Origin of the sequence: Devosia sp. (assembly GCF_035944845.1) — a bacterium.
Taxonomy (GTDB): domain Bacteria; phylum Pseudomonadota; class Alphaproteobacteria; order Rhizobiales; family Devosiaceae; genus Devosia_A.
The window spans coordinates 19,363-42,444 of sequence record NZ_DASZAW010000137.1; the positions used below are offsets into that span (position 1 = coordinate 19,363).

Genomic DNA, 23,082 nt, shown 5'->3' on the forward strand with positions numbered 1-23,082 from the left:
TCGCAGACGGGGCTGGAGTCCTTAGAGCATGCATAAACTTTCGACGCGGCAGCGGACTTTGGCCGATGCGCTCGAATTCAGTGGGTTCGGTGTTCACTCCGGCGCCCCTGTTACCCTCACTCTCGAGCCTGCTGCGCCCGATAGCGGTTATACCATCACGCGCCTGCTCGATGACGGTCGCCGTCATGGCCCGGTGCCGGTGCATTTCTCCCGCGTGACTCGTACGACGCTGTGCACCACGCTCGACCTCGGCGACAGCGTCTCCGTCGCGACCGTGGAGCACGTGGTTTCGGCGCTGTCCGGCATGGGCGTCGACAATGCGCACATGGTGCTGACGGGCGGCGAATGCCCGATCCTCGATGGCAGCGCCTGGCCGTTCGTCGAAGCCATCCAGCAGGTCGGCCTCGTGGTGCAGCCGGCGCCGCGCCGCTATATCAAGATCATGCGCCAGGTGCTGGTGCGCAACAACGAGGCCTCCGCCGCGCTCGAGCCATATAATGGCCGGCTGCTGGACCTCGAGATCGATTTCGACAGCCGGGTCATCGGCCGCCAGCGGATGATCTTCGACTGGACGCCGCGCAAATACTACGAGGACGTGTCGCGGGCCCGCACCTTCGGGTTCGTGCGCGACGCCAAGATTCTCCGCCAGGCGGGCTATGCGCTCGGCTCCTCGATGGAAAATTCGATCACCGTGCACGAGGATCGGATTCTCAATCCGGGTGGCCTGCGCTACGAAGACGAGTTCGTCCGCCACAAGCTGCTCGACGCCATCGGCGACCTGGCGCTGTGCGGTCTGCCGATCTACGGCCGGTTCCGGTCCTACAAGGGTGGCCACGCCCTCAACGCCCTCGTGCTTCATGGCCTGTTCGCCAGCGAAGCCAACTATGAGATCGTCACGGCGGATCAGTTGCCGGCGGCTTTCGATGCGCTGGACGACATGCCTGAAGGGCTCAATGTACAATCCTACCTGCGGTCGGTTGGCTGATCTGCCAACGCCACAGTTTTGATCTTTTTTGTCAGTAGTTCGCCTGCCACGTTAGGGTAGTGCGTTAAGGGATGGGGCAGGTCGTGACGATCTCTCAGCATGCAGGTATTTCGAGCCGGTTCGCACGTTTTGTGCTGATGGGCGCTGTCGTGGTGCTGCTCGCCGGCTGCAACCTGTTTGGCCAGCCCAAGATCAAGGAAGAGGCGATCGTTCCGCCCGAGACCCTGTACCAGCAGGCGCTCGACGAAATGGACAAGCAGCGCTACGTCACTGCCGTCAAGACGCTGGAAAAGCTCGAGCGTCAGCACCCGTTCTCGGAGTTCAACGAGAAGGCCAAGCTGATGCAGGTGTACGGCAACTACCGTATCGGCAAGTTCGAAGAAGCGATTCTCGCCGCCGACCGCTACACTGCGCTGTACCCGGGCTCGAAGGAGCTGCCCTACGTGCTCTATCTCAAGGGCAACTCGTATTTCGGGCAGATCAAGGACATCACGCGCGACCAGCAGATCTCGAAGAACGCCATCGAGACCTACAGCCTGATCATCGCCAACTATCCTGACAGCAAGTACGCCAAGGATGCGCAGGAGAAGCTGGTCGTCGGTGTCGACCAGCTCGCCGGCAAGGAGATGTCGGTTGGCCGCTACTACCTCGGCAACGGCAATTATCCGGCCGCCATCAACCGCTTCCGTGTCGTCGCAGAGCAGTTCCAGACCTCGACCCATATCGAGGAGGCGCTGTTCCGCCTGACGGAAGCGAATCTTGCGCTCGGCCTCATTTCCGAGGCGCAGACCGCCGCCGCGGTGCTCGGCCACAACTATCCGCAGAGCAGCTGGTACAAGCAGGCGTTCGACCTCTTGGCCAAGCAGGGGATTTCGCCGCAGGTGAATGCCGGCAGCAGCCTGGCCCAGCTCAAGAAAAGCTAAGGCGTCCCGAAACGCTTCAAACAGGCAATTGAAATGTTGCCTGTTTGTTCCCCTTTAGGCTAGACTGGAGTGCCTTCAGGAAGAGTTGCAGACTTTTCCGGTTCGAAGGCGCGACAAATCCAGAACTGCGAGCATTTCCGCGAAATGCTCCAGACGGCGCGCGTTAGTTCGGCCTCGCTGGCCGGTCGACCATCGAGGGGCCATTCCGAATGCTCAATGCGCTTTCGGTTCGAAACATCGTCCTGATCGATCAGCTCGATCTCACGCTCGAAGAGGGGCTCACCGCGCTGACCGGTGAGACCGGGGCGGGCAAATCCATCCTGCTCGATGCCTTGACGCTGGCGCTCGGCGGCCGCGGCGACGCGTCCCTGGTGCGGGCGGGGGCGGAAAGCGGGCAGGTGGTGGCGGTGCTGCAATTGCCCCGCAATCATCCGGCGCGCGAGGCGCTGCGCGAGAATGCCATCGCCGACGACGAGGATGTCATTCTGCGCCGGGTGCAACTGGCCGATGGCCGGACGCGCGCCTTCATCAACGACCAGCCGGTTTCCGCCGGGCTGCTGCAGGCCGTGGGACGGCTGATCGTCGAGATCCACGGTCAGCATGACGACCGGGCGCTGATCGATGTGGCGACCCACCGTGCGGCGCTCGACGCGTTCGGCGGCCATGAGGCGATGGTCAGCGCGGTGTGGAGCGCCCACGAGGCTCTGGTCGAAGCCGATGCCGCCGTGGCGGGGCAGCGCGCGGTGATCGCCGAGGCCCTGGCGCGCGAGGAATATGCCCGTCACGTCGTCACCGAACTGGGCGAGTTGCATCTCGAAGTGGGCGAGGAGGAAATCCTGGCCGAGCGTCGGCAACGGCTGATGACGCTGGAGAAGGCCGCCGAGGAAGTCCGCGACGCCGACGAAATTCTCAATGGTCCGACTGCGCCCGGTCCGGTCCTGGCCGGGCTGATGCGGCGGCTGATGCGCAAGGCCGATGCCGGCGCGGCGGTGTTCCAGCCGATTGTCGATGCACTCGATACGGCGCTCGTCTCGCTCGACGCCACCTCGGACGCGCTTGAAGTGCTGAAGCGCGACATGGCGTTCGATCCGGCCGACCTCGAGAGGGTCGAGGAGCGGTTGTTCGCGTTGCGTGCCGCGGCGCGCAAGCACCACACCAACTGCGATGGGCTCAGCGAGGTGCTGGCCAAGTACCAGAACGATCTCGACATGCTGCAGAGCGGCGAGGCGTCGCTGAAGGCGCTGGAAGCCGCTGCGGAGGCCACCCGCGGGGCCTACACCGCCGCCGCCTCTGCCCTCAGTGCGGCGCGGGAAAAGGCGGCCACGGCCCTTTCCAAGGCCGTGGAGGCAGAACTGCCCGACCTGAGGCTGGGCGCTGCAAAGTTCATCGTCGACCGGCAGGTCGACCCGTCGCGCGTCGCCGCTTCCGGCCACGACCAGATCGCCTTCCACGTGCAGACCAATCCCGGCACCCAGCCCGGCCCGATCCTCAAGGTCGCCTCTGGTGGCGAACTCAGCCGGTTCCTGCTGGCGCTCAAGGTGGTGCTGGCCGATCGCGGTTCGGCGCCGGTGCTGATCTTCGACGAGATCGATACCGGGGTGGGCGGCGCGGTAGCCGATGCGATCGGGCGGCGGCTGGCGCGACTCGCGGACAAGGTGCAGGTGCTCACCGTCACCCATGCACCGCAGGTGGCGGCGCGGGCGCAGAGCCATTTGATGATCGAGAAGCAGGCGATCGAAGAGGGGGCGTTCGTGCGCACCCATGTGCGCCGGCTCGACGGCAAGGCGCGGCAGGAAGAGGTGGCGCGCATGCTGGCGGGCGCCAAGGTCACCGACGAGGCGCGCGCCGCGGCCGGGAAGCTGATTTCGGAGGTATCGTGAGCGAGGCGGAACGTGAGATCGAGAGCTTCTCCGAAGCGGAGGCCAAGGCGGAGCTCGACCGGCTGCACGGGGTGCTGAGCGAGGCCGACCGCGCTTACTTCGAGAATGACGCCCCCGATATCACCGATGCCGAGTATGACGGCCTGAAGCGCCGCTATCAGGCGTTCGAGATTGCCTTCCCGCAGCTGAAGCGCGCCGACAGCCTCAGCGACAAGGTCGCCGGCGCACCGGTGGAGGGCTTTTCGAAGGTTCGGCACGCCGTGCCGATGCTCAGCCTCGCCAAAGCCTATACCGATGAGGACGTGATCGATTTCATCGAGCGAGGGCGGCGCTTCTTCGAGCGCGACAAGGACCTGAAGCTGGTGTTCACCGCCGAACCCAAGATCGACGGGCTCTCGGCCTCGCTGCGTTACGAGAATGGCGTGTTCGTGCAGGGCGCGACCCGCGGCGACGGCACGGTGGGCGAGGACATCACCGCCAATCTGAGGACCATCGCCGATATCCCGCACAAGCTCAAAGGCTCGGGCTGGCCTGAGAGCATCGAGATCCGCGGCGAGGTCTACATGACCATGGCCGAATTCGAGGCACTGAAGGCGCGCTCGGCGGCGGCCGGCGGTCAGGAATATGTAAACCCGCGCAACACCGCGGCTGGCTCGCTGCGCCAGAAGGATCCGTCCATCACCGCCAGCCGCAACCTCAGGTTCTTTGCCTATGCCTGGGGCGCCAGTTCGGCGGAACCCGCAGCGACGCAGTATGAGGCGGTGCAGAAGTTCGGCGAATGGGGCTTTGCCATCAGCCCATTGATGGTGCGCGCCAGCTCGATCGAAGAGCTGATCGCCCAGTACAAGAAGATCGAGGAGCTGCGCTCGTCGCTCGGCTACGACATCGACGGAGTGGTGTACAAGGTCGACAACCTCGAGCTGCAACGGCGTTGGGGGTTTTCGAGCGGCGAACCGCGCTGGGCCGTGGCGCATAAGTTCGCGGCCGAGCAGGCCTTCACCACCGTCCGTGCCATCGATATCCAGGTTGGCCGCACTGGCACGCTGGCGCCGGTGGCGCGGTTGGCGCCGGTGGGGGTTGGCGGCGTCGTGGTCGAGAATGTGACGCTCCACAACGAGGACTACATCGCCGGTATCGACTCGACCGGCGCACCGATCCGCGGCGACGAGCCGATCGACGTGCGCATCGGCGACACCGTGGTGATCCAGCGGGCCGGGGACGTGATCCCGCAGATCGTTCGTGTCGTGCTGGAGAAGCGGCCGGCCGATGCCGTGCCTTATGTGTTCCCGCATGTCTGCCCGGTGTGCGGGTCGCCGGCGACGCGCGAACTCAACGAGAAGACCGGCAAGGAAGATTCACGCCGCCGTTGCACCGGAGAGCTGATCTGCGCGGCGCAGGCAGTCGAGCGGCTGCGCCATTTCGTGTCGCGTGGCGCCATGGATATCGAAGGGCTGGGGTCGGAGAATATCGACCTGTTCTTCAACTCGGGCCTGGTCAAGACCGCCGCCGATATCTTCACCCTGCGTGATCGCCGGCCGGAGGTGCAGCGGGCGTTTGCGGCGCGGCGTGACGAGCAGGCGCGGCTGCGCGAGGAGGCCTCGGGCAAGGCGCGCAAGAATGTCCGCAGCGTCGAAGACCGGAGTTTCGAAGGCCTCGAGAAGCTGTTCGCCGCCATCGACGCCAGGCGCGAGCCGGAGCTCGACCGGTTCATCTTCGCGCTCGGCATCCGCCATATCGGGGAGACCACGGCGGCGGTGCTGGCCAAGACGTTCTCCACCATCGAGGAACTGATCCGCGTCGGCAAAGAGACCGCTGCCCATGCCGACGATCCGCATTCGGTGTTCCCGTCGGTCGACGGTATCGGCGACACCGTCATCGAGGCGCTGATCGATTTCTTCGGCAACGAGCGCAATGACGATGTGCTGGAGGCGCTGCTGCAGCAGGTGCGCCCCAGGCCCTATGTGGTCACCGTCTCCGCCACCAGCGAAGTGGCGGGCAAGACCATCGTCTTCACCGGCAGCCTCGAGAAGCTGACGCGCGGCGAAGCTAAGGCGATGGCCGAACGGCTCGGCGCCAAGGTGGCGGGCTCGGTGTCCAAGAACACCGATATCCTTGTCGCCGGCCCCGGCGCCGGCTCCAAACTGAAGGATGCCCAGGCGCTCGGCATTCTTGTGCTCGACGAAAATCAATGGCTTGAGTTGGCCGCCAAATAGCTGATTGCCAGCGCTCTGAGGGAGAACCGGGATGCTGAAACTGGCGACTGTCGCGTTGTGCGCGGCGCTGTCTTTCCCGGTGCTCGCCGACGAAGCCGGCGACCTCACGCGCAAGCATCTCTATGAGGGGACGATCGGGCAGGGGCTCACCGAGCTGAAGCCGTTCTACGAGCGGCAGGATCTCGAGGGGCGCTTCGGCGTCGGGATGCTGAGCTTCATCCAGGGCGTCGAACATTTTGCGCAAGGCCTCTATCGGCACGGCTTCGCCTCGCCCGATGCCGGCCCGATCATGGGCGCGCCGCTGGCCATGCCCGTGCCGGTCAACCCGAACCCCGAACCGCTCGACTACGACAAGTTTCGCGCCATCCTGCAACTGCTGGTCGACGACATGGACGCGGCGCGGGATGCGCTGCTGACTGCCGGCGAGACCGGCGACTATGTTGTGCCGGTCGAAGTTCTGAAAGTGCGGATCGATCTCGACGGTGATGGCAAGGGGAGCGACGCCGAGAGCATCGGCAACGTGCTCAACGCCATGTTCGGCGCCGCAACGGTGCCCGGCCCGACCGAGCCGGGCGCGCCGGCTCCAACTCCACCTGTGCCGCCCGATTCCACCATCGGCTTCGACCGCGCCGATGCGATCTGGCTCGCCGGCTACTCGCAGGTGCTGGCGGCGCAGGCGGATTTCCTCCTGGCGCACGATTTCCGGGCGCTGTTCGATACCACCTTCCACCGGCTGTTCCCGCGCGCCGGGCTGCCGATGCAGGAGTACACCCGCGCCACCGGGACGCTGATGCTCGATCCGGAATCGGACAATGCCATTGCCGACGCGCTGGCGGCGATCCACCACCTCAACTGGCCGGTGACCGATGCCGACCGGCTGAAGCGGGTGCTGGCCCGTTTCAAGGCCATCACCGATCTCTCCCGCCGCAACTGGGAGGCGATCCTCGCCGAGACCGATGACAACCGCGAGTTGCTGCCGAGCCCGAAGCAGACCGGCATCACCCCCGAGGCGAAGATCACCGACGCACAGGTGAAAGCCTGGATGGCGACGCTCGACACCGCCGACCTGATCCTCGACGGGAAGCTGTTGCTGCCGCACTGGCGCTTCCTCAAGGGTTTCGACCTGAAGGCCTATTTCGAGACGGCCAAGAAGACCGACCTGGTGATGCTGATCACCGGCTATGATGCGCTGCCGTTCCTCAAGGACGGACCGATTGCCAGCGCCGAGTCGTTCGCCGAGGCCAACGCGGTGTTCGGTGACGCGCTGATCGGCTATGCCTTCTGGTTCAACTGAGGGGATTTTGGCCATGCGCCTGCTGATCGCCATCTGCGCGCTGCTGTTGCTGGGGCAGCCGGCCTTCGCGCAAGCATTCTCCAATCCGAAGGCGCTGCTCGAGACGCTCTATGCCGGCTACATGCCGCCCAACGACTATCCGCCCGACGAAAAGCCGTTGCAGAGCGAGCGGCTCAACGGGCTGTTCGAGAAGGACCAGCAGGAAGCCAATGGGGAGATCGGCCGGATCGATTTCGGGCCTTACGTCAACGGGCAGGATTACCAGGTCAGCGACCTCGTCATCGGTGAGCCCTACATGGCTGGCGGCAAGGCCGTGGTGAAGGTGACGTTCCGCAACTTCGACACCCCGCAGGAACTGGGCTTCCTCCTCGTCAACGAGGATGGCTGGAAGATCGACGACGTGTGGGGCGGCAGCGCCGATTACAGCTACGACCTGCTCGATATCCTGCAATCGCCGCTGCCTTGATTGCGGCACGGCGCAGCCCTCAATGCGCCCAAACCCCTTGCTAGCCGGGTGCAATCGAAACCGGGCACGACGGGGCGCATGCGTCGCATCATAGCAAGTCTTCTGCTTATCCTTGGCTTTAGCGGCGCGGCGAGCGCCTATGACAACCCCAGGGCATTGGTCGAGGCGATCTATCAGCCCTACAGCGCCGGCGAAAGGCACGCGGATGGACTGGAGAGGTTCTACTCCTCGCGGCTCAAGGATCTCTACGCCGCCAATATCGAGCGACAGGGGGTCGACCAGAAAGGGGCGGCGGTCGATCCCGATGCGCCGGATATGCTGGCGTTCGATCCGTTCATCGAGGGGCAGAATTCCCTGTTGCTCGACGTGGTGATCAGCGAGCCGGTACTGAACGGCGACCGGGCCGTCTCCACCGTCAGCTTCCACAATTTCGACCACCTGAGTCTCATCAGCATCGCCATGGTGCGCGAGGCGGACGGCTGGAAGGTCGACGACGTCGCCTCGCTCGCCGGCAGCCAGAACTGGCTGCTGTCCTGGCTGCTGCAATATGATCCGTTTGGGGTGAACTGAGGGGTGGCGGCGCCCGGCTAGTGCTCGGCAATCGTAGATGGTAGCAGCCCACGCCGGTCTCCCTTCTCCCCTTGAGGTCAGCGGACGAGGGCGAACGCCCTCGCCGCGAGGTGGCGCGCAGCGCCGGATGAGGGGTACCGCGTCGCTTGCGACGCGCGATCCGGGCGGAGCGAGGAGCGACTTACGAGGCTAAACTGCCCCTCACCCGTCTCGGCTTCGCCGAGCCACCCTCTCCCTCAAGGGGAGAGGGGCAGAAGAGACGGGAGCTTGGCCGCAGCGAGCCTCAGATCTCCCGCGTCGCTTCCTTGAGCCACGCCTTGGCGTCGCCCTTCAGCTGCGGGCCGATCTCCTTGAACACGCGCTTATGGTAGGCGTTGAGCCAGGCTTTCTCCGGCCCGCTGAGTTGCGTTTCGTCGATCAGCCGTAGGTCGATCGGCGCGAGGGTCAGGGTCTCGAACTCGAGGAACTTGCCCTCGCCGACGCTGCTTTCCTGCACCACCAGCAGGTTCTCGATGCGGATGCCGTAGGCGCCGGCCTTGTAGTAGCCGGGTTCGTTGGAGGTGATCATCCCAACTTCGAACGGCACCGAGTAGCGGCTCGAAATGCCGATCGGGCCTTCGTGTACGGAGAGGAAAGCGCCGACGCCGTGGCCGGTACCATGGTTGTAGTTGATCCCATCCTCCCACAGGAACTGCCGCGCCAGCACATCGAGCTGCGCGCCTGTGGTGCCCCTGGGGAAGCGGGTCATCGAAATCGCCATCATGCCGCGCAATACGCGGGTGAAGCGGTCATTCTGCTCGGCCGTGGCCTTGCCAGTGAACATGGTGCGGGTGATGTCGGTGGTGCCCGACAGATACTGCGCGCCGGAGTCGACCAGCATCAGTTCGCCCGGCTTCAGCTTCCGGTTGGTCCTCTCGTCGACCCGGTAGTGGATCACCGCGCCATTCGGGCCGGAGCCCGAGATGGTGTCGAAGCTGACGTCGACCAGCCCCGATTCCTCGCGCCGGAAACTCTCCAGTGCGGTGGCGATGCCGATCTCGTCGAGCTTACCCTTGGGTGCCTCCTGGTCGAACCAGTGCAGGAACCGGGCCATGGCCACGCCGTCGAGCTTGTGCGCCTCGCGCATGCCGGCGAGTTCGGCTTCGTTCTTCCTGGCTTTGGGCAGCATTACCGGGTCGCGCCGCTCGATCAGCGTCGCTTCGCTGACACCGCTGATCGCGTTGGCGACCGCCACGGGCACGGTTGCCGGATCGAGCATCACCCGCTTGTCGCCGGCGCCGAGTTTGCGGAGTGCCGCAACCATGGTGGCGACATCGGCCACCTTGGCCAGCCCCTCGAGGCCATGGCGCAACTCGGGGGTGATTTTCTCCTTGTTGAAGAACAGCGTCGGCATGCCGGATTTCGGTACCAGCGCAAAGCACAGCACCACCGGCACATGCGGCACGTCGCGGCCGCGGAGGTTGAACAGCCAGTTGATCGATTCCGGCACCGTCAGTACCAGGGCGTCGGCGTTGTCCTCGCTCATGGCGGCGCGAATCTCGGCCAGCTTGTCGGGCGCGGTCTTGCCGGCGCGGTTATGGCCGAGGAACTCGATGGCGGCGTTGGGAGGGGCAGGGCGGTCGGCCCAGGTCTGGTCCACGAGGTTGGCCACCGGAACCAGCGTCGCCTTGCCGCCGAGCTTCTTTTCGAGATCGGCAATCTCGCTCGGTGTGTGCAGCCACGGATCGAACCCGAGCTTGCCGCCCTTGGGCACGAAATCGGCGAGCTTGGGCGGCAACCCACCCTGGCTGGCCTCCAGTACGGTGATCAGCCTGGTATCGGTCTCGGCCGGCGCCTGCAGGGTGTAGCGGCCATCGACAAACAGGGCGGCCTTCTTCAAGCCGACGATGGCGAGGCCGGCCGAACCGGTGAAGCTCGTGACATAGGCAAGGCGTGCCTCGCTCTCGGGCACCATCTCGCCGCGATGCGCATCGGTGCGCGGCACCAGGAAAGCGTCGACGCCGGCTTCCCGCATGGCGGCGCGCAACGCCTTGAGACGCGGCGCCACCGTCCTGGGATCGGTGCGGATATCGAAGCTCTGGTAGATGGTCGGGGCGAAGTCGCTGTCGGTCATGATGATTTGCCGGGGAAAGGAATGGCGCGGACCGTATCAGAGGCTCCGTCGCTTCCCAAGCCGCGCCTGCCATTCATTCCCGGTTCAGCGGTTCGGTGGCACTGGGACGCCGGGGCTCCTCAGGGAGTAAGACATGACTGAACGAAAGACCTTCTTCCGCCGCGTGTTCGAATCGATGATCGAAGGCCGCACCAGACAGGCGCAGCGTCACATCACCGAATACCTCCGGGCTCGCCCGGTGCGGGATGAGGGGCGACGCTGAGTCGATTCACCCGTTGTTAAGCCGCCCTGCACAATTGGCATGGCTGCCTTTCGCAACAACGACTTACCCGCGGGCTCCGTCCGCACTACATACCGAACGTCGAGAGAAGCTCGACTTAGAGAAAGAGACCGGGAGAACAAGATGCCCGAGAGCAAGAACGATTTCCGCAAGGCGCTCGGCGGCGTCATCGAAGCGCGGGGCCGCGAGGCGACCCGCAGCGTCGGTCGCAGCCGTGAACACCTGCTGCTCGGCGCGCTGACCAAGCGCCCGAACTAAGGCCGACGCGCGTCAGCGCGGGGTCTGGTATCTGTTATGACGAGTCCCCGGATCGCAAGGTCCGGGGACTTTGCTTTGGGTGCGACATACTGCTGGCAGACGGCCCCCTCCCATCCTCCCCCATGAAGGGGGAGGTGCCGCATCCCGTGTTTGGCACGATCGAGCCACAGCGCTTCTTTCTTCACCTCCCCCTTCATGGGGGAGGCCGGGAGGGGGCCGTCTCTATCAGTCAACGTAGACGCCAGCGGCGACTCAAACCCGCTCCAGCACCAACGTCGTCCATTCCTTCTTCACGATCCTCTGCCGCAGCACGATGCCCTGCTGCGAATAGGCCGAGATCACCCGGTTGGCCTGGGTGTTGAGGATGCCCGAGAGGATCACCGTGGCGCCGATGCCTGCGACCTTGCGCATGCCGGGCGCCAGGGCCACCAGGGGGCCGGCGAGGATATTGGCGACGATCAGGTCGTAGGGCGCGCCGGCGGCGATCTGCCGGTGATCGAGCCCGGTCGCCTCGAAGGCGATGATGTAGCGGCCAACCCCGTTGTCGCGGGCGTTCTCCACCGTAGTGGTGACGGCGATCGGGTCGATGTCGCTCGCCAGCACCGGCAGGTGGGTGCGCTTGGCCAACGCGATCGCCAATACGCCCGTGCCGGTGCCGACATCGAGCATGGCGCGGAAGCGCTTGCGCTTGAGGGCGCGGTCAATGGCTTCGAGACAGCCGGTGGTGGTCTCGTGATGGCCGGTGCCGAAGGCCTGCGCGGCGTCGATGCGGATGGCCGTGAGCCCGGGCGGGGGCGGATTTTCCTCGTGGCTGCCATGCACGAAGAAGCCGCCGGCGACCACCGGCTGGAGCCCCTCGAGCGATTTGGCCACCCAATTGACCGAGGGGTCGATCGCCTCGACGGCAAAGCTCACATCGCCGCCCAGCGTCGCGCGGGCGATCTGGTTGAACGCCTCGACATCGGGTTCGCTGTCGCAGGTCGCTTCGAACACCCACTCGCCGGTATCTTCGTTCTCGTGCGCCGAGGCGGTGATGGCGATGTCCTCACGCGCCATCACGGCGTCGACCAGTGCATAGGCCTGGTCCTTGGTCAGCGGAGTGGAGAGTTGTGAGAGTGTCATGCTGAATGTCCTGTTCGCCGCTGTTTCGGGGCAGCGGCGCCCTAAGTCAATGGTCCCGCCTGAGCAGCGTTAAGCGGCGGCTTCGGCGCGCTCGAGCGACAGGCTGGCCCAGACCGGCAGGTGGTCGGAGCCGGTGCGGGCCAGGGCCGTGCGGTGGACCCCCGCCGATTCCAGCTTGAAATCGCGACTGGTGATGATGCGATCGAGCTGCAGCATCGGCCGGCGCGAATGAAAGCTCGGCCCCAGCGGGATCACGTCATGGTGCTTGGCAAAGGCCACGAGGCACTTGCCGTCCTCGGCCCACTGGTTGAGATCGCCCATGATCACTGTGGGCATGCGCTGCTCGAGCTTTTCGAGATGGCCGACGATGGCATCGGCCTGCTTCATGCGTGAGTTGCCGAGCAGCCCCAGGTGCATGCCGACGACGCGCATGGCGGTACCGCCGATTACCACGTCGGCCATCACTGCGCCGCGCGGTTCGAACGCCGGCAGCTCGATGCGCTGCGGATTGCGCACCTCGATGCCCTTTTTCACCAGCAGCACGTTGCCGTGCCAGCCGAGGCTCTGCTCGCGGATGCCGAAACGCACCGGCATGTAGTTGGTGAAGTCGACGATGAGATCGGGCGAGAGGGTGGTGGCGCGCTCGCCGAAGCGCCGGTCCACTTCCTGCAAGGCGACGATGTCGGCATCGATCTCGGCGAGGATCTTCATGATGCGCTCGGGCTGGCGGCGCCGGTCTGTGCCGATGCTCTTGCGGATATTATACGAGGCGACTTTGATCATCTGTCCTGGGGGTATGAGCTAGAGGATGGGCGAGAGCAGGCGGGCCGCCTGGGCGATGAAGCGGGGGATCGGGTGGCGCTTTTCCACCTCTTCCTTGGTCACCTTGCGGCAATTGGCAAAGTCGGCCTCCAGCATCTTTTCCACTGACGCGATCATGTTGCGATCCGGCATCCACACCGTCATCTCGAAATTGATGGCGAAGGAGCGGTTGTCGAAGTTCACCGTGCCGACACTGGCGATTTTGTCGTCCATCAGCAGCACCTTCTGGTGCAGGAACCCCTTCTGGTAACGGTAGATGGCGATATCGTGTTCCACCATGGCGTCGGCATGGGCGTTGCTGGCGAGCCAGACCAGGAGGTGGTCGGGCTTGGCCGGCAGCATGATGCGCACATCGACACCACGCAGGATCGCCGCATAGAGCGCAGTCCGCATGTCGGTGTCGGGCACGAAATAAGGGCTGACGATCCACAGTCGCTGCCGGGCCTGGCCGATCACGTCGGCGAAGGCAATGGCGCAGGCTTCGAGCTTGTCGGCCGGGCCGGTGGCCATCACCAGCGCCGAAACATGGCCGGGCTCATCCACCGGATCGGGCGGCGGCAGGTTGAGGACTTCGCCCGTGGCCCACAACCAATCCTCCTGGAAGATCAGGGCCACCGAGGAGGCGGCCGGCCCTTCGAGCTTCAGCTGCGTATCGCGCCAGGCGCCGAAGCGTTCGTCCTCACCCAGATACTCGACGCCGATATTGGCGCCGCCGGTCCAGGCAACCTTGCCGTCGACCACGACGGATTTGCGATGGTTGCGGTAGTTGATCCGCATCGGGCCGAACAGCCTGAGGAACCGGTGCCGATGGTTGAAGCCGAAGATCCTGATGCCTTCGGCCCACATCCGGTCCTTGTATTCGCGGGAGAGGCCGCTGCTGCCGACATCGTCGTAGAGCATGTAGACGGCCACCCCGGCGCGCGCCCGTTCCATCAGCGCCGCGGCCAGCCGGTGGCCCAGCGCATCGGCCTTGAGAATGTAGAACTGCACCAGGATGTAGCTCCTGGCTGCCGCGATTCCCTCGAAGATCGATTCGAACGTCGCGTCGCCGTCGACCAGCAGTTCCGCCGCATTGCCGGCGAGGAACGGCATGCCGGCGGCGCGGCGCTGCACCGGCCACTCGGCGCCGGCCTCGCGATCGATCACCGCCAGGTCTTCGCTGCGGATCAGGCGTGAGGCGCGCACCTGCATGCGGGTTTGGGCATAGCCGTCGAAATGCTTCCAACCGAACACCAGGTAGATGATGGCGGTTGGGAAGGGGAGGAAGGCCAGCGACACCAGCCAGGCGATAGAGCCCTGCGCGGTGCGCGAGACGCTGATCTCGCGCACCGCGCAGATCAGCGCCAGAGCATAAAAGCCGGCGAGCACCAACGCGATGATCGGAATGCTCTCGACGACGGTCTCGACCGCTTCACTCATGTCGACGACGCCGCTCATTGCCGCTCCGCTGGTCCCTGTAAGACTAATAGCCGATGCACCGGGAACGGCCAGAGCCGAGTTCGGCGCGGGAAGATGGTTGCGCGCCGCGGCAAACCTCCGCAGAACTAGCAGCCGGACCTTTCCGGTCCGTCTTCCCGTCTTTGAAAGTCCCGCCAGTGTCGCCGCAACCGCCAATGCTCCGTCAGAACGCCATGACGGGAATTGCGTTCAAGCTGAGCTCGGTCTGCGTCTTTCTGGGAATGTCGAGCCTGCTCAAGGCCTCCGAGGGCGTGCCGTCCGGGCAACTGGTGTTCTTCCGCTCCTTCTTCGCCATCCTGCCGATCATCGCCTACCTGATCTGGAAGGGCGAACTCGGTGTCGGCCTCACGACCAAACACCCGGTGAGCCATTTGCTGCGCGGGCTTGTCGGCACCGGCGGCATGATGACTGGGTTCTTCGCGCTCACCCAGTTGCCGCTGGCCGAGGCGATTACCATCAGCTACGCCACGCCGCTGCTGATCGTGGTGTTCAGCGCCGTGTTCTACCACGAGCAGGTGCGGCTCTACCGCTGGAGCGCCGTGCTCGTTGGCCTCATCGGCGTCGTCATCATCATCTGGCCGCGCCTCACGGTGTTTTCGGGCGGCATCAGCGACATGAGCGGGGCGACGCTGGGCGCGGCTTCGGCGCTCGTCGCGGCGGGCTTTGCGGCAACGGCCATGGTATTGGTCCGCAAGCTGGTCGAAACCGAGCGCTCGGCCACCATCGTCCTCTATTTCTCCTTGACGTCGTCGGTGTTCGGCCTCGCCACCCTGCCATTCGGCTGGGTGATGCCGACGACCGAGCAGTTCGCCCTCTTGATCGGCGCCGGCATTTTCGGCGGCATCGGACAGATCCTGCTCACCGAATCCTACCGCCACGCGGACATGTCGGTGGTCGCCCCGTTCGAGTACGCCTCGCTGATCCTCTCGGTCGCCATCGGCTACGTGATCTTCCACGATATCCCGACCATCGAGATGCTGGTGGGCGGCGCGATCGTGGTGGGCTCGGGGCTGTTCATCATCTACCGCGAGCACAAGCTGGGCCTCGAGCGAAAGCGGGCCAGCGAGGTCAGCCCGCCGCAGTGAGGGCAGCCGATTGCGCAGTACGGACGCGGTGGAGGGGACATCGCGTTTGGGGTGGGCTCGATTGGGCAGTCCGGATCGCTCATGTTGACCTCCTAGGCGAGGAAACGGTCGCGCTCGTCGTGAGCCGGCAGGTGGCAGGTGTCGCGCCTGCCGAAGAACCGCATGCGATGCCTGGCAATCCAGAAATAGAGCCCATCGCGAACAGGGCGGGACAGGGCGCCGGCCACGGTAGCCATCGACCACGGCAGGCCGAGCCGTCGCCCGATCTCGAGCACTGCATCGGAGGCAAAGAACGGCAGCCCGTCGGCGAGGACGATGAAGGTTTCGTAGTCATGCGGATCGAGGCCGTAGTGGCGGTAGATCGAGGCGCCCAACTCGCTTTGTGCCGCGATGAAGCGGAACACCCGGCGCCGATCGTGGCGCAGCACGAACTGGACGGCGCTCGAGCAGAGCCCGCAATAACCATCGTAGATCATCACCGGATGGTCGTCGGCGAACCTGGCGACGCTATCGTCCTGCCGATAGCTGTAGGCCTCGGGCCTCACGGCTTCTGCACGAAGCTTTCGAGCACCTTCTTGCGGCCGGCCTTCTCGAACTCGATGGTCAGCTTGTTGCCTTCGATCTGGTCGATCCGGCCATAGCCGAACTTCAGGTGGAAGACGCGCTCGCCGACCGAATATTTGGAGCCGCGGCCATCGTCGACCGAGCGGGCGACGAGGTCGCCGTCGATGGTCACCGGACCGGCCGACTTGCGCGACGAGGCCTGGGCGCGGGCGCGTTGCCAGCCCGGGGTCTCGTAAAGGGAATCGAACGGGTCGCGGTTGTCGAAGCGCCCACCCGCGGTGCGTCCACCATAACCGTAGCCGCCATAGGCGGAGCCGGTGTCCTTCACCTCGACCGCGGCCGCAGGCAACTCGTCGAGGAAGCGGGACGGGATCGCCGATTGCCAGAGCCCGTGGGTCAGCCGGTTCTGCGCCACCGAGACGCGCAGGCGTTTGCGTGCCCGGGTGAGGCCGACATAGGCGAGGCGACGTTCTTCCTCGAGGCCGGCGCGACCGCTCTCATCGAGGGTACGCTGGCTGGGGAACAGCCCTTCTTCCCAGCCGGGAAGAAACACTGTTTCGAACTCCAGCCCCTTGGCGGAGTGAAGCGTCATGATCGACACGGCATCCTCGGCCTCGCCGGTGTCGCGGTCCATCACCAGCGAGACGTGCTCGAGGAAGCCGCCGAGCGATGAGAACTCGCCCATCGAGTTGACCAGTTCCTTGAGGTTCTCCAGGCGGCCTTCGGACTCGGCGGATTTGTCGTTCTGCCACATCTCGGTATAGCCGGATTCGTCGAGCACCTGTTGGGCCAGCGCCACATGCGGCGGGTCCCTGCGGGCCGGCGATGCCAGCTCGTCATCGAGCGAATCCTCGGAGGGCAGGGCGCGGGCACGCTGGTTCCAGTCGTCGAACTGATCCATCAGTTGCCGCAGCGTCGTGCGTTGCTTGGGTTTCAACTCTTCGGTCTGGATCAGCGTCCGCACCGCGGCGGTGAGCGACGAGCCCTGATGGCGGGCCGCATCGTGCAGGATCTGCAGTGTCGAGTCGCCCAATCCCCGCTTCGGGGTATTGACGATGCGCTCGAAGGCAAGGTCGTCGGTTGGGTTGAACACCAGCCGCAGATAGGCCAGCGCGTCGCGGATTTCCTTGCGCTCATAAAAGCGCGGGCCACCGATGACGCGGTAGTTGAGGCCGAGCGTGATGAAGCGCTCTTCGAAGGCGCGCATCTGGTGTGAGGCACGCACCAGGATCGCCATCGAATTCAATGCGTCGCCCTGGCGCTGGAACTGCTCGATCTCCTCGCCGACCTGGCGGGCCTCCTCGTCGGAGTCCCAGACCGAGGTGACCATCACCAGTTCGCCCGGCTCGCCGACATCGGTCTGCAAAGTCTTCCCCAGCCGGCTCTCATTGTTGGCAATGAGGTGCGAAGCTGCCTTGAGGATGTTGGAAGTGGAGCGGTAGTTGCGTTCCAGCCGGATCACCTTGGCGCCCGGAAAATCCTTCTCGAAGCGCAGGATGTTGTCGACCTCGGCGCCGCGCCAGCCATAGATCGACTGGTCGTCGTCGCCGACCACGCAGAGGTTGGCCTCCGGTGCCGGCTTGCCCTGGGCGAGCAGCCGCAGCCACAGGTACTGGGCGACGTTCGAATCCTGGTACTCGTCGACGAGGATGTATTTGAAGCGCCGGTGATACTCGGCCAGCACATCCGGGTTCTCGCGAAACAGCTTGATGCACAGCAGCAGCAGGTCGCCGAAATCGGTGGCGTTCAGCGTCTTCAGCCGATCCTGATACTGCTGGTAGAGATCAGGAATCCGGCCATTGGCGAAGGCCGAGCGGTCGGCCATCGAGACGTCGGCGGGCAGCTGGCCGCGATTCTTCCAGTTGTCCATCATGCCGGCGAACTGTCGGGCCGGCCAGCGCTTCCCGTCGATGTTGGCGGCTTCGAGCAGCTGCTTGATCAGCCGGATCTGGTCGTCGGTATCGAGAATGGTGAAATCGGAACGGAGGCCCACCAGCTCGGCGTGCCGGCGCAGCAGGCGCGCGCCGATCGAGTGGAAGGTGCCGAGCCACGGCATGCCCTCTACACCCGCCCCGACGAGCGCGCCGATGCGCTCCTTCATCTCGCGGGCGGCCTTGTTGGTAAAGGTCACCGACAGGATTTCGGACGGCCAGGCCTTCCTGGAATTGAGAATGTGGGCGATGCGGGTGGTCAGCACCCGGGTCTTGCCGGTGCCGGCGCCGGCGAGCACCAGCAGCGGGCCCTCGGTGGTCAGCACCGCGTCGCGCTGCTCTTCGTTGAGGCCCTTCAGGTAGTCGGGCGCAGCCGCTCCCCGGCCGAACTGGCTGGTGATCGAGCCCGCCTGCGGGCGGTCGAGGCGCTGCGGTTCTGCTGCCATCAGGGAAACGACGAATCCTGTTTCGTTCTCATTGGCGAATATAGGGAGTAGAGGCCCTGATGTATATGCGGCGGCGGCCTGTCACAGATCTGTCACCCGATTGTCATGTGGCCGTTGTGCGGCGTGCCTAAGCCGAAGCCCTCGATTTTCAGGGGCGCCAGCAAATGCAGTTCAAATCCATTCTCCTCGGCCTCACCGCCGGCCTTCTCGCCACCTCGGCCTATGCCGCGCCGGTGTTCAACCGCATCGCCAGCTTTCCGGTGGAGCTGAACAACCCCGAGGCGAAGGCAACCTCGTCGGAAATCATCACTGCTTCGGAAGACGGCATGACGCTGGTCTATTCCGACAGCCCGGCCGGCGGCATCGGCTTCATCGACATCACCGACGCCAAGGCGCCGAAGGCCGGCGGCTTCCTGGCGCTCGACGGCGAACCCACCTCGGTGACCATCGTCGGCAGCAAGGTCTACGCCGCGGTCAATACGTCGGAGAGCAAGGTCAATCCGTCGGGCAAGCTGGTGGTCGTCGACCTCGCCACCAAGGCCATCGAGAGCACCGTCGAGCTTGGTGGCCAGCCGGATTCGATCGCCCACAACGCTGCCGGAACGATCCTTGCCATCGCCATCGAGAATGAGCGTGACGAGGAACTGAACGATGGCGACATCCCGCAGGCACCGGGCGGCTACCTGGTGCTGCTGTCGATCAATGGTGGCGCGCTCGATCCCGAGAGCCTCGCGAAAGTCGAGCTGACCGGCCTTGCCGCCATCGCGCCGGAGGATCCGGAAGTCGAGTATGTCTCCTTCAACGGTCTCGACGAAGTGGCCGTGACGCTGCAGGAGAACAACGAGATCGTCATCGTCGACGGCAAGACCGGCACGGTGAAGTCGCATTTCTCGGCCGGCACCGTCAGCCTGGAGGGTATCGACACCAAGAAGGATGGCGCGCTCAAGTTCACCGGCAAGCTGGATGATGTCCCCCGCGAACCCGACGCGGTGAAGTGGCTCGACGACAACAGGCTGGTCGTCGCCAATGAAGGCGACTGGAAGGGCGGTTCGCGCAGCTTCACCATCTTCAACAAGGACGGCTCTGTCGTTTACGAGAGCGGCCCGTCGATGGAATACGAGGCGGCCCGCCTCGGGCACTATCCCGACGCGCGCAACAAGAAGGGCGTCGAGCCCGAGGGCCTCGAGGCCGCTACGTTTGGCGATGCCTCCTACCTGTTCGTCGCCGAGGAACGCGCCTCGCTGGTCGCCGTCTACAAGGACACGGGCGCCGATCCGGAATACCTGCAGTCACTGCCGTCGGGCATCGGCCCGGAAGGCTCGGTTGCCATCCCCTCGCGTAACCTGTTCGTTACGGCGAACGAGACGGACCTGCGCGCCGACGGCCTCGCCGGCTCGCACGTCATGCTCTACGAGCTGGGCGAAGGCGAAGCGGCCTATCCGCAGCTGATCTCCGACCTCGATGCCGACGGCAAGCCGATCGGCTGGGCCGCCATCTCGGGCGCCGTTGGCGATGCCGACAAGCCCGGTATCCTCTACGCGGTCAGCGACAGCGTGCTCAGCGCCCAGCCGGCGATCTACGAGATCGACGCCACCGCCAAGCCGGCGAAGATCGTCAAGAAGACCGTCATCACCCGCGGTGGCGATGCGGCGCAGAAGCTCGACCTCGAGGGCATCGCGCTCGATGGCGAAGGCGGCTTCTGGGTGGCCTCGGAAGGTCGCAGCGACAAGCTGACCCCGCATGCGCTTTATCGCGTCGATGCCGATGGCAAGATCACCGAGGAAGTGGCGTTCCCCGAGGCGCTGCTGCCGCACGAAATCCGCTTCGGCGCCGAAGGCGTCACCAAGGTCGGCGACACCCTGTGGGTCGCCATCCAGCGCGAGTGGAAGGACGATCCCAAGGGCCAGGTGAAGCTGCTTGGCTACAACACCAAGGAAAAGACCTGGTCGGCGGTCCGCTATCCGCTCGAAGCCACGGCCGAGGGCGCTTGGAACGGTCTCTCCGAGATCACCGCTCACGGCGACTATGTCTATATCGTCGAGCGTGACAACCAGATCGCGCTCAAGGCGGCGCTGAAGAAGCTCTACCGCGTGCCGGTGTCGGCGCTCGTCGGTGCGGAACTCGGCGGCGAGCTGCCGGTGGTGACCAAGCAAGAAGTCCGCGACTTCATCCCCGACCTCGCTTCGAACAACGGCTATGTGGTCGACAAGGTCGAGAGCTTCGCCATCGGTGCCGACGGTACGGGCTACGTGATCACCGACAATGACGGCGTCGCCGATAGCTCGGGCGAAACCTTCTTCTGGTCGGTCGGTACGATCCAGTAAGCGACAGCCTTCATTGCAGGGCTCAGGGCCGGGCCGAAAGGGCCGGCCCTTTTCGTTTGGAGGGAGCCATCTTCGCGCTCAGAACTCCCACCGACCGTCATCCCGACGAAAGTCGGGACCCAGTGCTCAGGCTTATCCCGCGGTACGATCTCTCCGACCTTGCTGTGATGGACCGGTGAAGCTTGCGTTGAACCAAACTTCCGAGCAGTGGGTCCCGGCCTTCGCCGGGATGACGGCCGGTGAGGTGGAGGATCAGGAGGTAGCCGGCTTGGTGCGTCGGCACTTCAACGCCGATGGCTCGTTTCCTGCCCACATCCTGAACGCCGGATGAATCGTACGTGACGTTTTTGCAACAGCAAGATTGAATCCAGATTTTGCCGCTTGGCGGTCAACGTTTTGCTGAGGATCGTCGCCACAATCTGACCCTAAAAGAAGCAGAGGACAAATCTCGGACGGGCTGTGACGAATACGGAAGCCATTTGCTTTCGCACCGAACCATTCGTGTGCTCCCCGCCCTTGTGCCTTGTCAGGCCGAACCCCATAAACGGCGCCTTCTGAGGGGCGCCGGAGTACACCGGCCGGACAAGCGGGACCAGGAAATGGCATCGAACTACGTCGATAAATCGCGTCTTCCCAGCAGGCATGTGACAGAGGGTCCGGAGCGCGCTCCGCACCGCTCGTACCTTTACGCCATGGGCCTGACCAGCGAGCAGATTCACCAGCCGCTGGTCGGCGTGGCGACGGCCTGGAACGAGGCGGCGCCGTGCAATATTTCGCTCGGCCGGCAGGCGCAGTCGGTCAAGAAGGGCGTTGCCGCCAACCACGGCACGCCGCGTGAATTCACCACCATCACCGTCACCGACGGCATCGCCATGGGCCATGCCGGCATGAAGTCGTCGCTGGCGTCGCGCGACGTGATCGCCGACTCGGTCGAGCTGACGATGCGTGGCCACTCCTATGACGCGCTGGTCGCCATGGCCGGTTGCGACAAGTCGCTGCCCGGCATGATGATGGCGATGATCCGCCTCAACGTGCCGTCGATCTTCATCTATGGCGGCTCCATCCTGCCGGGCCGCTTCCGCGGCCGCGACGTGGTGGTGCAGGACCTGTTCGAGGCCGTCGGCCTCCATTCGGTCGGCCAGATGGACGATGAGACCCTCGACGAGCTCGAGCGCGTCGCCTGTCCGTCGGCCGGTTCCTGCGGCGGCCAGTACACGGCCAACACCATGGCCATGGTGGCCGAAGCTATCGGGCTTGCATTGCCGTATAGTTGCGGCGCTCCGGCTCCTTACGAAATTCGCGATGCGCTGTGCGCCAAGGCCGGCGAACAGGTGATGGAACTGCTCAAGGTGCAGCTCCGCCCGCGCGACATCGTCACCCGCAAGGCGTTCGAGAACGCTGCCATGACCGTCGCCGCTACCGGCGGCTCGACCAATGCCGCGCTGCACCTGCCGGCGATGGCGCATGAGGCTGGCATCGACTTCGACCTGTTCGACGTCGGCGAAATCTTCAAGAAGACCCCCTATATCGGCGACCTGAAGCCGGGCGGAAAGTACGTCGCCAAGGACCTGTTCGAGGCCGGCGGCATCCCGCTGGTGATGAAGGCGCTGCTCGAGGGCGGGTACCTGCACGGCGACTGCATGACGGTCACCGGCAAGACCGTCGCCGAGAACCTCGAGAAGGTGAAGTTCAACACCGAGCAGGACGTGATCCGTTCGACCTCGAACCCGATCTCGCCGACCGGTGGTGTGGTGTCGCTGCGCGGCAACCTTGCTCCCGATGGCGCCATCGTGAAGGTCGCCGGGCTCAAGAACCTGCGCTTCGTCGGCCCGGCCCGCGTCTTCGACACCGAAGAGAAGTGCTTCGAAGCGGTTGAGAAGCGGACCTACAAGGAAGGCGACGTGCTCGTCATCCGCTACGAAGGCCCGAAGGGCGGTCCCGGCATGCGCGAGATGCTGTCGACCACGGCGGCGCTTTATGGCCAGGGCATGGGCGACAAGGTTGCGCTCATCACCGACGGTCGCTTCTCCGGCGCCACCCGCGGCTTCTGCATTGGCCATGTCGGCCCGGAAGCAGCGATCGGCGGCCCCATCGCCCATATTCAGGACGGTGACATCATCACCCTCGACGCCACGACCGGCGAGATCTCGGTCAACGTGTCGGAGGAAGAGTTTGCCCGGCGCAAGACGAGCTGGGCCCCCCGCGAGACCGAGTATGGCTCGGGCGCGATCTGGAAGTATGCCCAGCTGGTGGGGCCGGCGCGTTACGGCGCGCTGACCAACCCCGGCGCCAAGGGCGAGAAGGAGCAGTATGCGGACATTTAGGGCAGGAGCCCTTGTTTCCGTTGC

General features: G+C 64.9%; 18 protein-coding genes. 12 read left to right on the top strand and 6 right to left on the bottom strand.

The window, feature by feature from the left end:
• The first annotated feature begins 28 nt into the window (after positions 1-28).
• From lpxC to VGV07_RS26545, 7 genes are all read left to right on the top strand, one after another.
• Positions 29-985, top strand: coding sequence for a UDP-3-O-acyl-N-acetylglucosamine deacetylase (lpxC, locus tag VGV07_RS26515; protein WP_326871741.1), 957 nt, complete (start codon positions 29-31; stop codon positions 983-985).
• 83 nt (positions 986-1,068) lie between these two features.
• Positions 1,069-1,908, top strand: a complete 840-nt coding sequence (locus VGV07_RS26520) for an outer membrane protein assembly factor BamD (RefSeq protein ID WP_326871742.1) — start codon at positions 1,069-1,071, stop codon at positions 1,906-1,908.
• A gap of 209 nt (positions 1,909-2,117) precedes the next feature.
• Positions 2,118-3,788: a DNA repair protein RecN gene (gene recN, locus VGV07_RS26525; RefSeq protein WP_326871743.1), complete on the top strand. Its 1,671-nt coding sequence runs from the start codon at positions 2,118-2,120 to the stop codon at positions 3,786-3,788.
• Positions 3,785-6,001, top strand: a complete 2,217-nt coding sequence (ligA, locus tag VGV07_RS26530; RefSeq protein WP_326871744.1) for an NAD-dependent DNA ligase LigA — start codon at positions 3,785-3,787, stop codon at positions 5,999-6,001. Before recN ends, ligA begins: the two co-directional genes overlap by 4 nt.
• A gap of 31 nt (positions 6,002-6,032) precedes the next feature.
• On the top strand, positions 6,033-7,295 hold the full coding sequence (locus VGV07_RS26535; RefSeq protein ID WP_326871745.1) for a hypothetical protein: 1,263 nt from the start codon (positions 6,033-6,035) through the stop codon (positions 7,293-7,295).
• A 13-nt stretch (positions 7,296-7,308) separates the two neighbouring features.
• On the top strand, positions 7,309-7,761 hold the full coding sequence (locus VGV07_RS26540; RefSeq protein ID WP_326871746.1) for a DUF3828 domain-containing protein: 453 nt from the start codon (positions 7,309-7,311) through the stop codon (positions 7,759-7,761).
• Between the two features lie 78 nt (positions 7,762-7,839).
• Positions 7,840-8,331 (top strand): hypothetical protein, encoded by a 492-nt coding sequence (locus VGV07_RS26545; RefSeq protein WP_326871747.1) that lies wholly within the window; start codon positions 7,840-7,842, stop codon positions 8,329-8,331.
• A 283-nt stretch (positions 8,332-8,614) separates the two neighbouring features.
• Here VGV07_RS26545 and VGV07_RS26550 read toward each other — a convergent pair whose 3' ends face one another.
• On the bottom strand, positions 8,615-10,444 hold the full coding sequence (locus tag VGV07_RS26550) for an aminopeptidase P family protein (protein ID WP_326871748.1): 1,830 nt from the start codon (positions 10,442-10,444) through the stop codon (positions 8,615-8,617).
• Positions 10,445-10,577: 133 nt separating this feature from the next.
• Here VGV07_RS26550 and VGV07_RS26555 point away from each other — a divergent pair, with 133 nt between their 5' ends.
• Both VGV07_RS26555 and VGV07_RS26560 read left to right on the top strand, forming a co-directional pair.
• Positions 10,578-10,706 carry a hypothetical protein gene (locus tag VGV07_RS26555; RefSeq protein ID WP_326871749.1) on the top strand — a complete coding sequence of 43 codons (129 nt, stop codon included), beginning with the start codon at positions 10,578-10,580 and terminating at the stop codon, positions 10,704-10,706.
• 141 nt (positions 10,707-10,847) lie between these two features.
• Positions 10,848-10,982: a hypothetical protein gene (locus VGV07_RS26560; protein WP_326871750.1), complete on the top strand. Its 135-nt coding sequence runs from the start codon at positions 10,848-10,850 to the stop codon at positions 10,980-10,982.
• A gap of 252 nt (positions 10,983-11,234) precedes the next feature.
• On the opposite strand, the gene VGV07_RS26565 is transcribed toward VGV07_RS26560, so the two are convergent.
• The 3 genes from VGV07_RS26565 to cls form a co-directional block, all read right to left on the bottom strand.
• Positions 11,235-12,104 carry a 50S ribosomal protein L11 methyltransferase gene (locus tag VGV07_RS26565; RefSeq protein WP_326871751.1) on the bottom strand — a complete coding sequence of 290 codons (870 nt, stop codon included), beginning with the start codon at positions 12,102-12,104 and terminating at the stop codon, positions 11,235-11,237.
• A gap of 69 nt (positions 12,105-12,173) precedes the next feature.
• Positions 12,174-12,887 (bottom strand): endonuclease/exonuclease/phosphatase family protein, encoded by a 714-nt coding sequence (locus tag VGV07_RS26570; RefSeq protein WP_326871752.1) that lies wholly within the window; start codon positions 12,885-12,887, stop codon positions 12,174-12,176.
• An 18-nt stretch (positions 12,888-12,905) separates the two neighbouring features.
• On the bottom strand, positions 12,906-14,363 hold the full coding sequence (gene cls, locus VGV07_RS26575; protein WP_326871753.1) for a cardiolipin synthase: 1,458 nt from the start codon (positions 14,361-14,363) through the stop codon (positions 12,906-12,908).
• 176 nt (positions 14,364-14,539) lie between these two features.
• On the opposite strand from cls, the gene VGV07_RS26580 reads away from it, so the two are divergent.
• Positions 14,540-15,469: a DMT family transporter gene (locus VGV07_RS26580; protein ID WP_326871754.1), complete on the top strand. Its 930-nt coding sequence runs from the start codon at positions 14,540-14,542 to the stop codon at positions 15,467-15,469.
• A gap of 92 nt (positions 15,470-15,561) precedes the next feature.
• Here VGV07_RS26580 and VGV07_RS26585 read toward each other — a convergent pair whose 3' ends face one another.
• Both VGV07_RS26585 and VGV07_RS26590 read right to left on the bottom strand, forming a co-directional pair.
• The gene (locus VGV07_RS26585) at positions 15,562-16,014 is read right to left on the bottom strand and encodes a thiol-disulfide oxidoreductase DCC family protein (RefSeq protein ID WP_326871755.1); all 453 of its coding nucleotides are present in this window, start codon (positions 16,012-16,014) and stop codon (positions 15,562-15,564) included.
• On the bottom strand, positions 16,011-18,410 hold the full coding sequence (locus VGV07_RS26590) for an ATP-dependent helicase (RefSeq protein ID WP_326871756.1): 2,400 nt from the start codon (positions 18,408-18,410) through the stop codon (positions 16,011-16,013). Before VGV07_RS26590 ends, VGV07_RS26585 begins: the two co-directional genes overlap by 4 nt.
• A 164-nt stretch (positions 18,411-18,574) precedes the next feature.
• Here VGV07_RS26590 and VGV07_RS26595 point away from each other — a divergent pair, with 164 nt between their 5' ends.
• The gene (locus tag VGV07_RS26595) at positions 18,575-20,734 is read left to right on the top strand and encodes an esterase-like activity of phytase family protein (RefSeq protein WP_326871757.1); all 2,160 of its coding nucleotides are present in this window, start codon (positions 18,575-18,577) and stop codon (positions 20,732-20,734) included.
• A 599-nt stretch (positions 20,735-21,333) separates the two neighbouring features.
• Positions 21,334-23,058, top strand: a complete 1,725-nt coding sequence (gene ilvD / locus VGV07_RS26600) for a dihydroxy-acid dehydratase (protein WP_326871758.1) — start codon at positions 21,334-21,336, stop codon at positions 23,056-23,058.
• The last annotated feature ends 24 nt before the right edge of the window (positions 23,059-23,082 follow it).

Coding starts and splice junctions, on each gene's coding strand:
- VGV07_RS26545 (WP_326871747.1), top strand. CDS start 7,840: ATGCGTCGCATCATAGCAAGTCTTCTGCTTATCCTTGGCTTTAGCGGC.
- recN (WP_326871743.1), top strand. CDS start 2,118: ATGCTCAATGCGCTTTCGGTTCGAAACATCGTCCTGATCGATCAGCTC.
- VGV07_RS26535 (WP_326871745.1), top strand. CDS start 6,033: ATGCTGAAACTGGCGACTGTCGCGTTGTGCGCGGCGCTGTCTTTCCCG.
- VGV07_RS26560 (WP_326871750.1), top strand. CDS start 10,848: ATGCCCGAGAGCAAGAACGATTTCCGCAAGGCGCTCGGCGGCGTCATC.
- VGV07_RS26550 (WP_326871748.1), bottom strand. CDS start 10,444: ATGACCGACAGCGACTTCGCCCCGACCATCTACCAGAGCTTCGATATC.
- VGV07_RS26570 (WP_326871752.1), bottom strand. CDS start 12,887: ATGATCAAAGTCGCCTCGTATAATATCCGCAAGAGCATCGGCACAGAC.
- ilvD (WP_326871758.1), top strand. CDS start 21,334: ATGGCATCGAACTACGTCGATAAATCGCGTCTTCCCAGCAGGCATGTG.
- VGV07_RS26565 (WP_326871751.1), bottom strand. CDS start 12,104: ATGACACTCTCACAACTCTCCACTCCGCTGACCAAGGACCAGGCCTAT.
- VGV07_RS26555 (WP_326871749.1), top strand. CDS start 10,578: ATGACTGAACGAAAGACCTTCTTCCGCCGCGTGTTCGAATCGATGATC.
- cls (WP_326871753.1), bottom strand. CDS start 14,363: ATGAGCGGCGTCGTCGACATGAGTGAAGCGGTCGAGACCGTCGTCGAG.
- VGV07_RS26580 (WP_326871754.1), top strand. CDS start 14,540: ATGCTCCGTCAGAACGCCATGACGGGAATTGCGTTCAAGCTGAGCTCG.
- VGV07_RS26595 (WP_326871757.1), top strand. CDS start 18,575: ATGCAGTTCAAATCCATTCTCCTCGGCCTCACCGCCGGCCTTCTCGCC.
- lpxC (WP_326871741.1), top strand. CDS start 29: ATGCATAAACTTTCGACGCGGCAGCGGACTTTGGCCGATGCGCTCGAA.
- VGV07_RS26590 (WP_326871756.1), bottom strand. CDS start 18,410: ATGGCAGCAGAACCGCAGCGCCTCGACCGCCCGCAGGCGGGCTCGATC.
- VGV07_RS26540 (WP_326871746.1), top strand. CDS start 7,309: ATGCGCCTGCTGATCGCCATCTGCGCGCTGCTGTTGCTGGGGCAGCCG.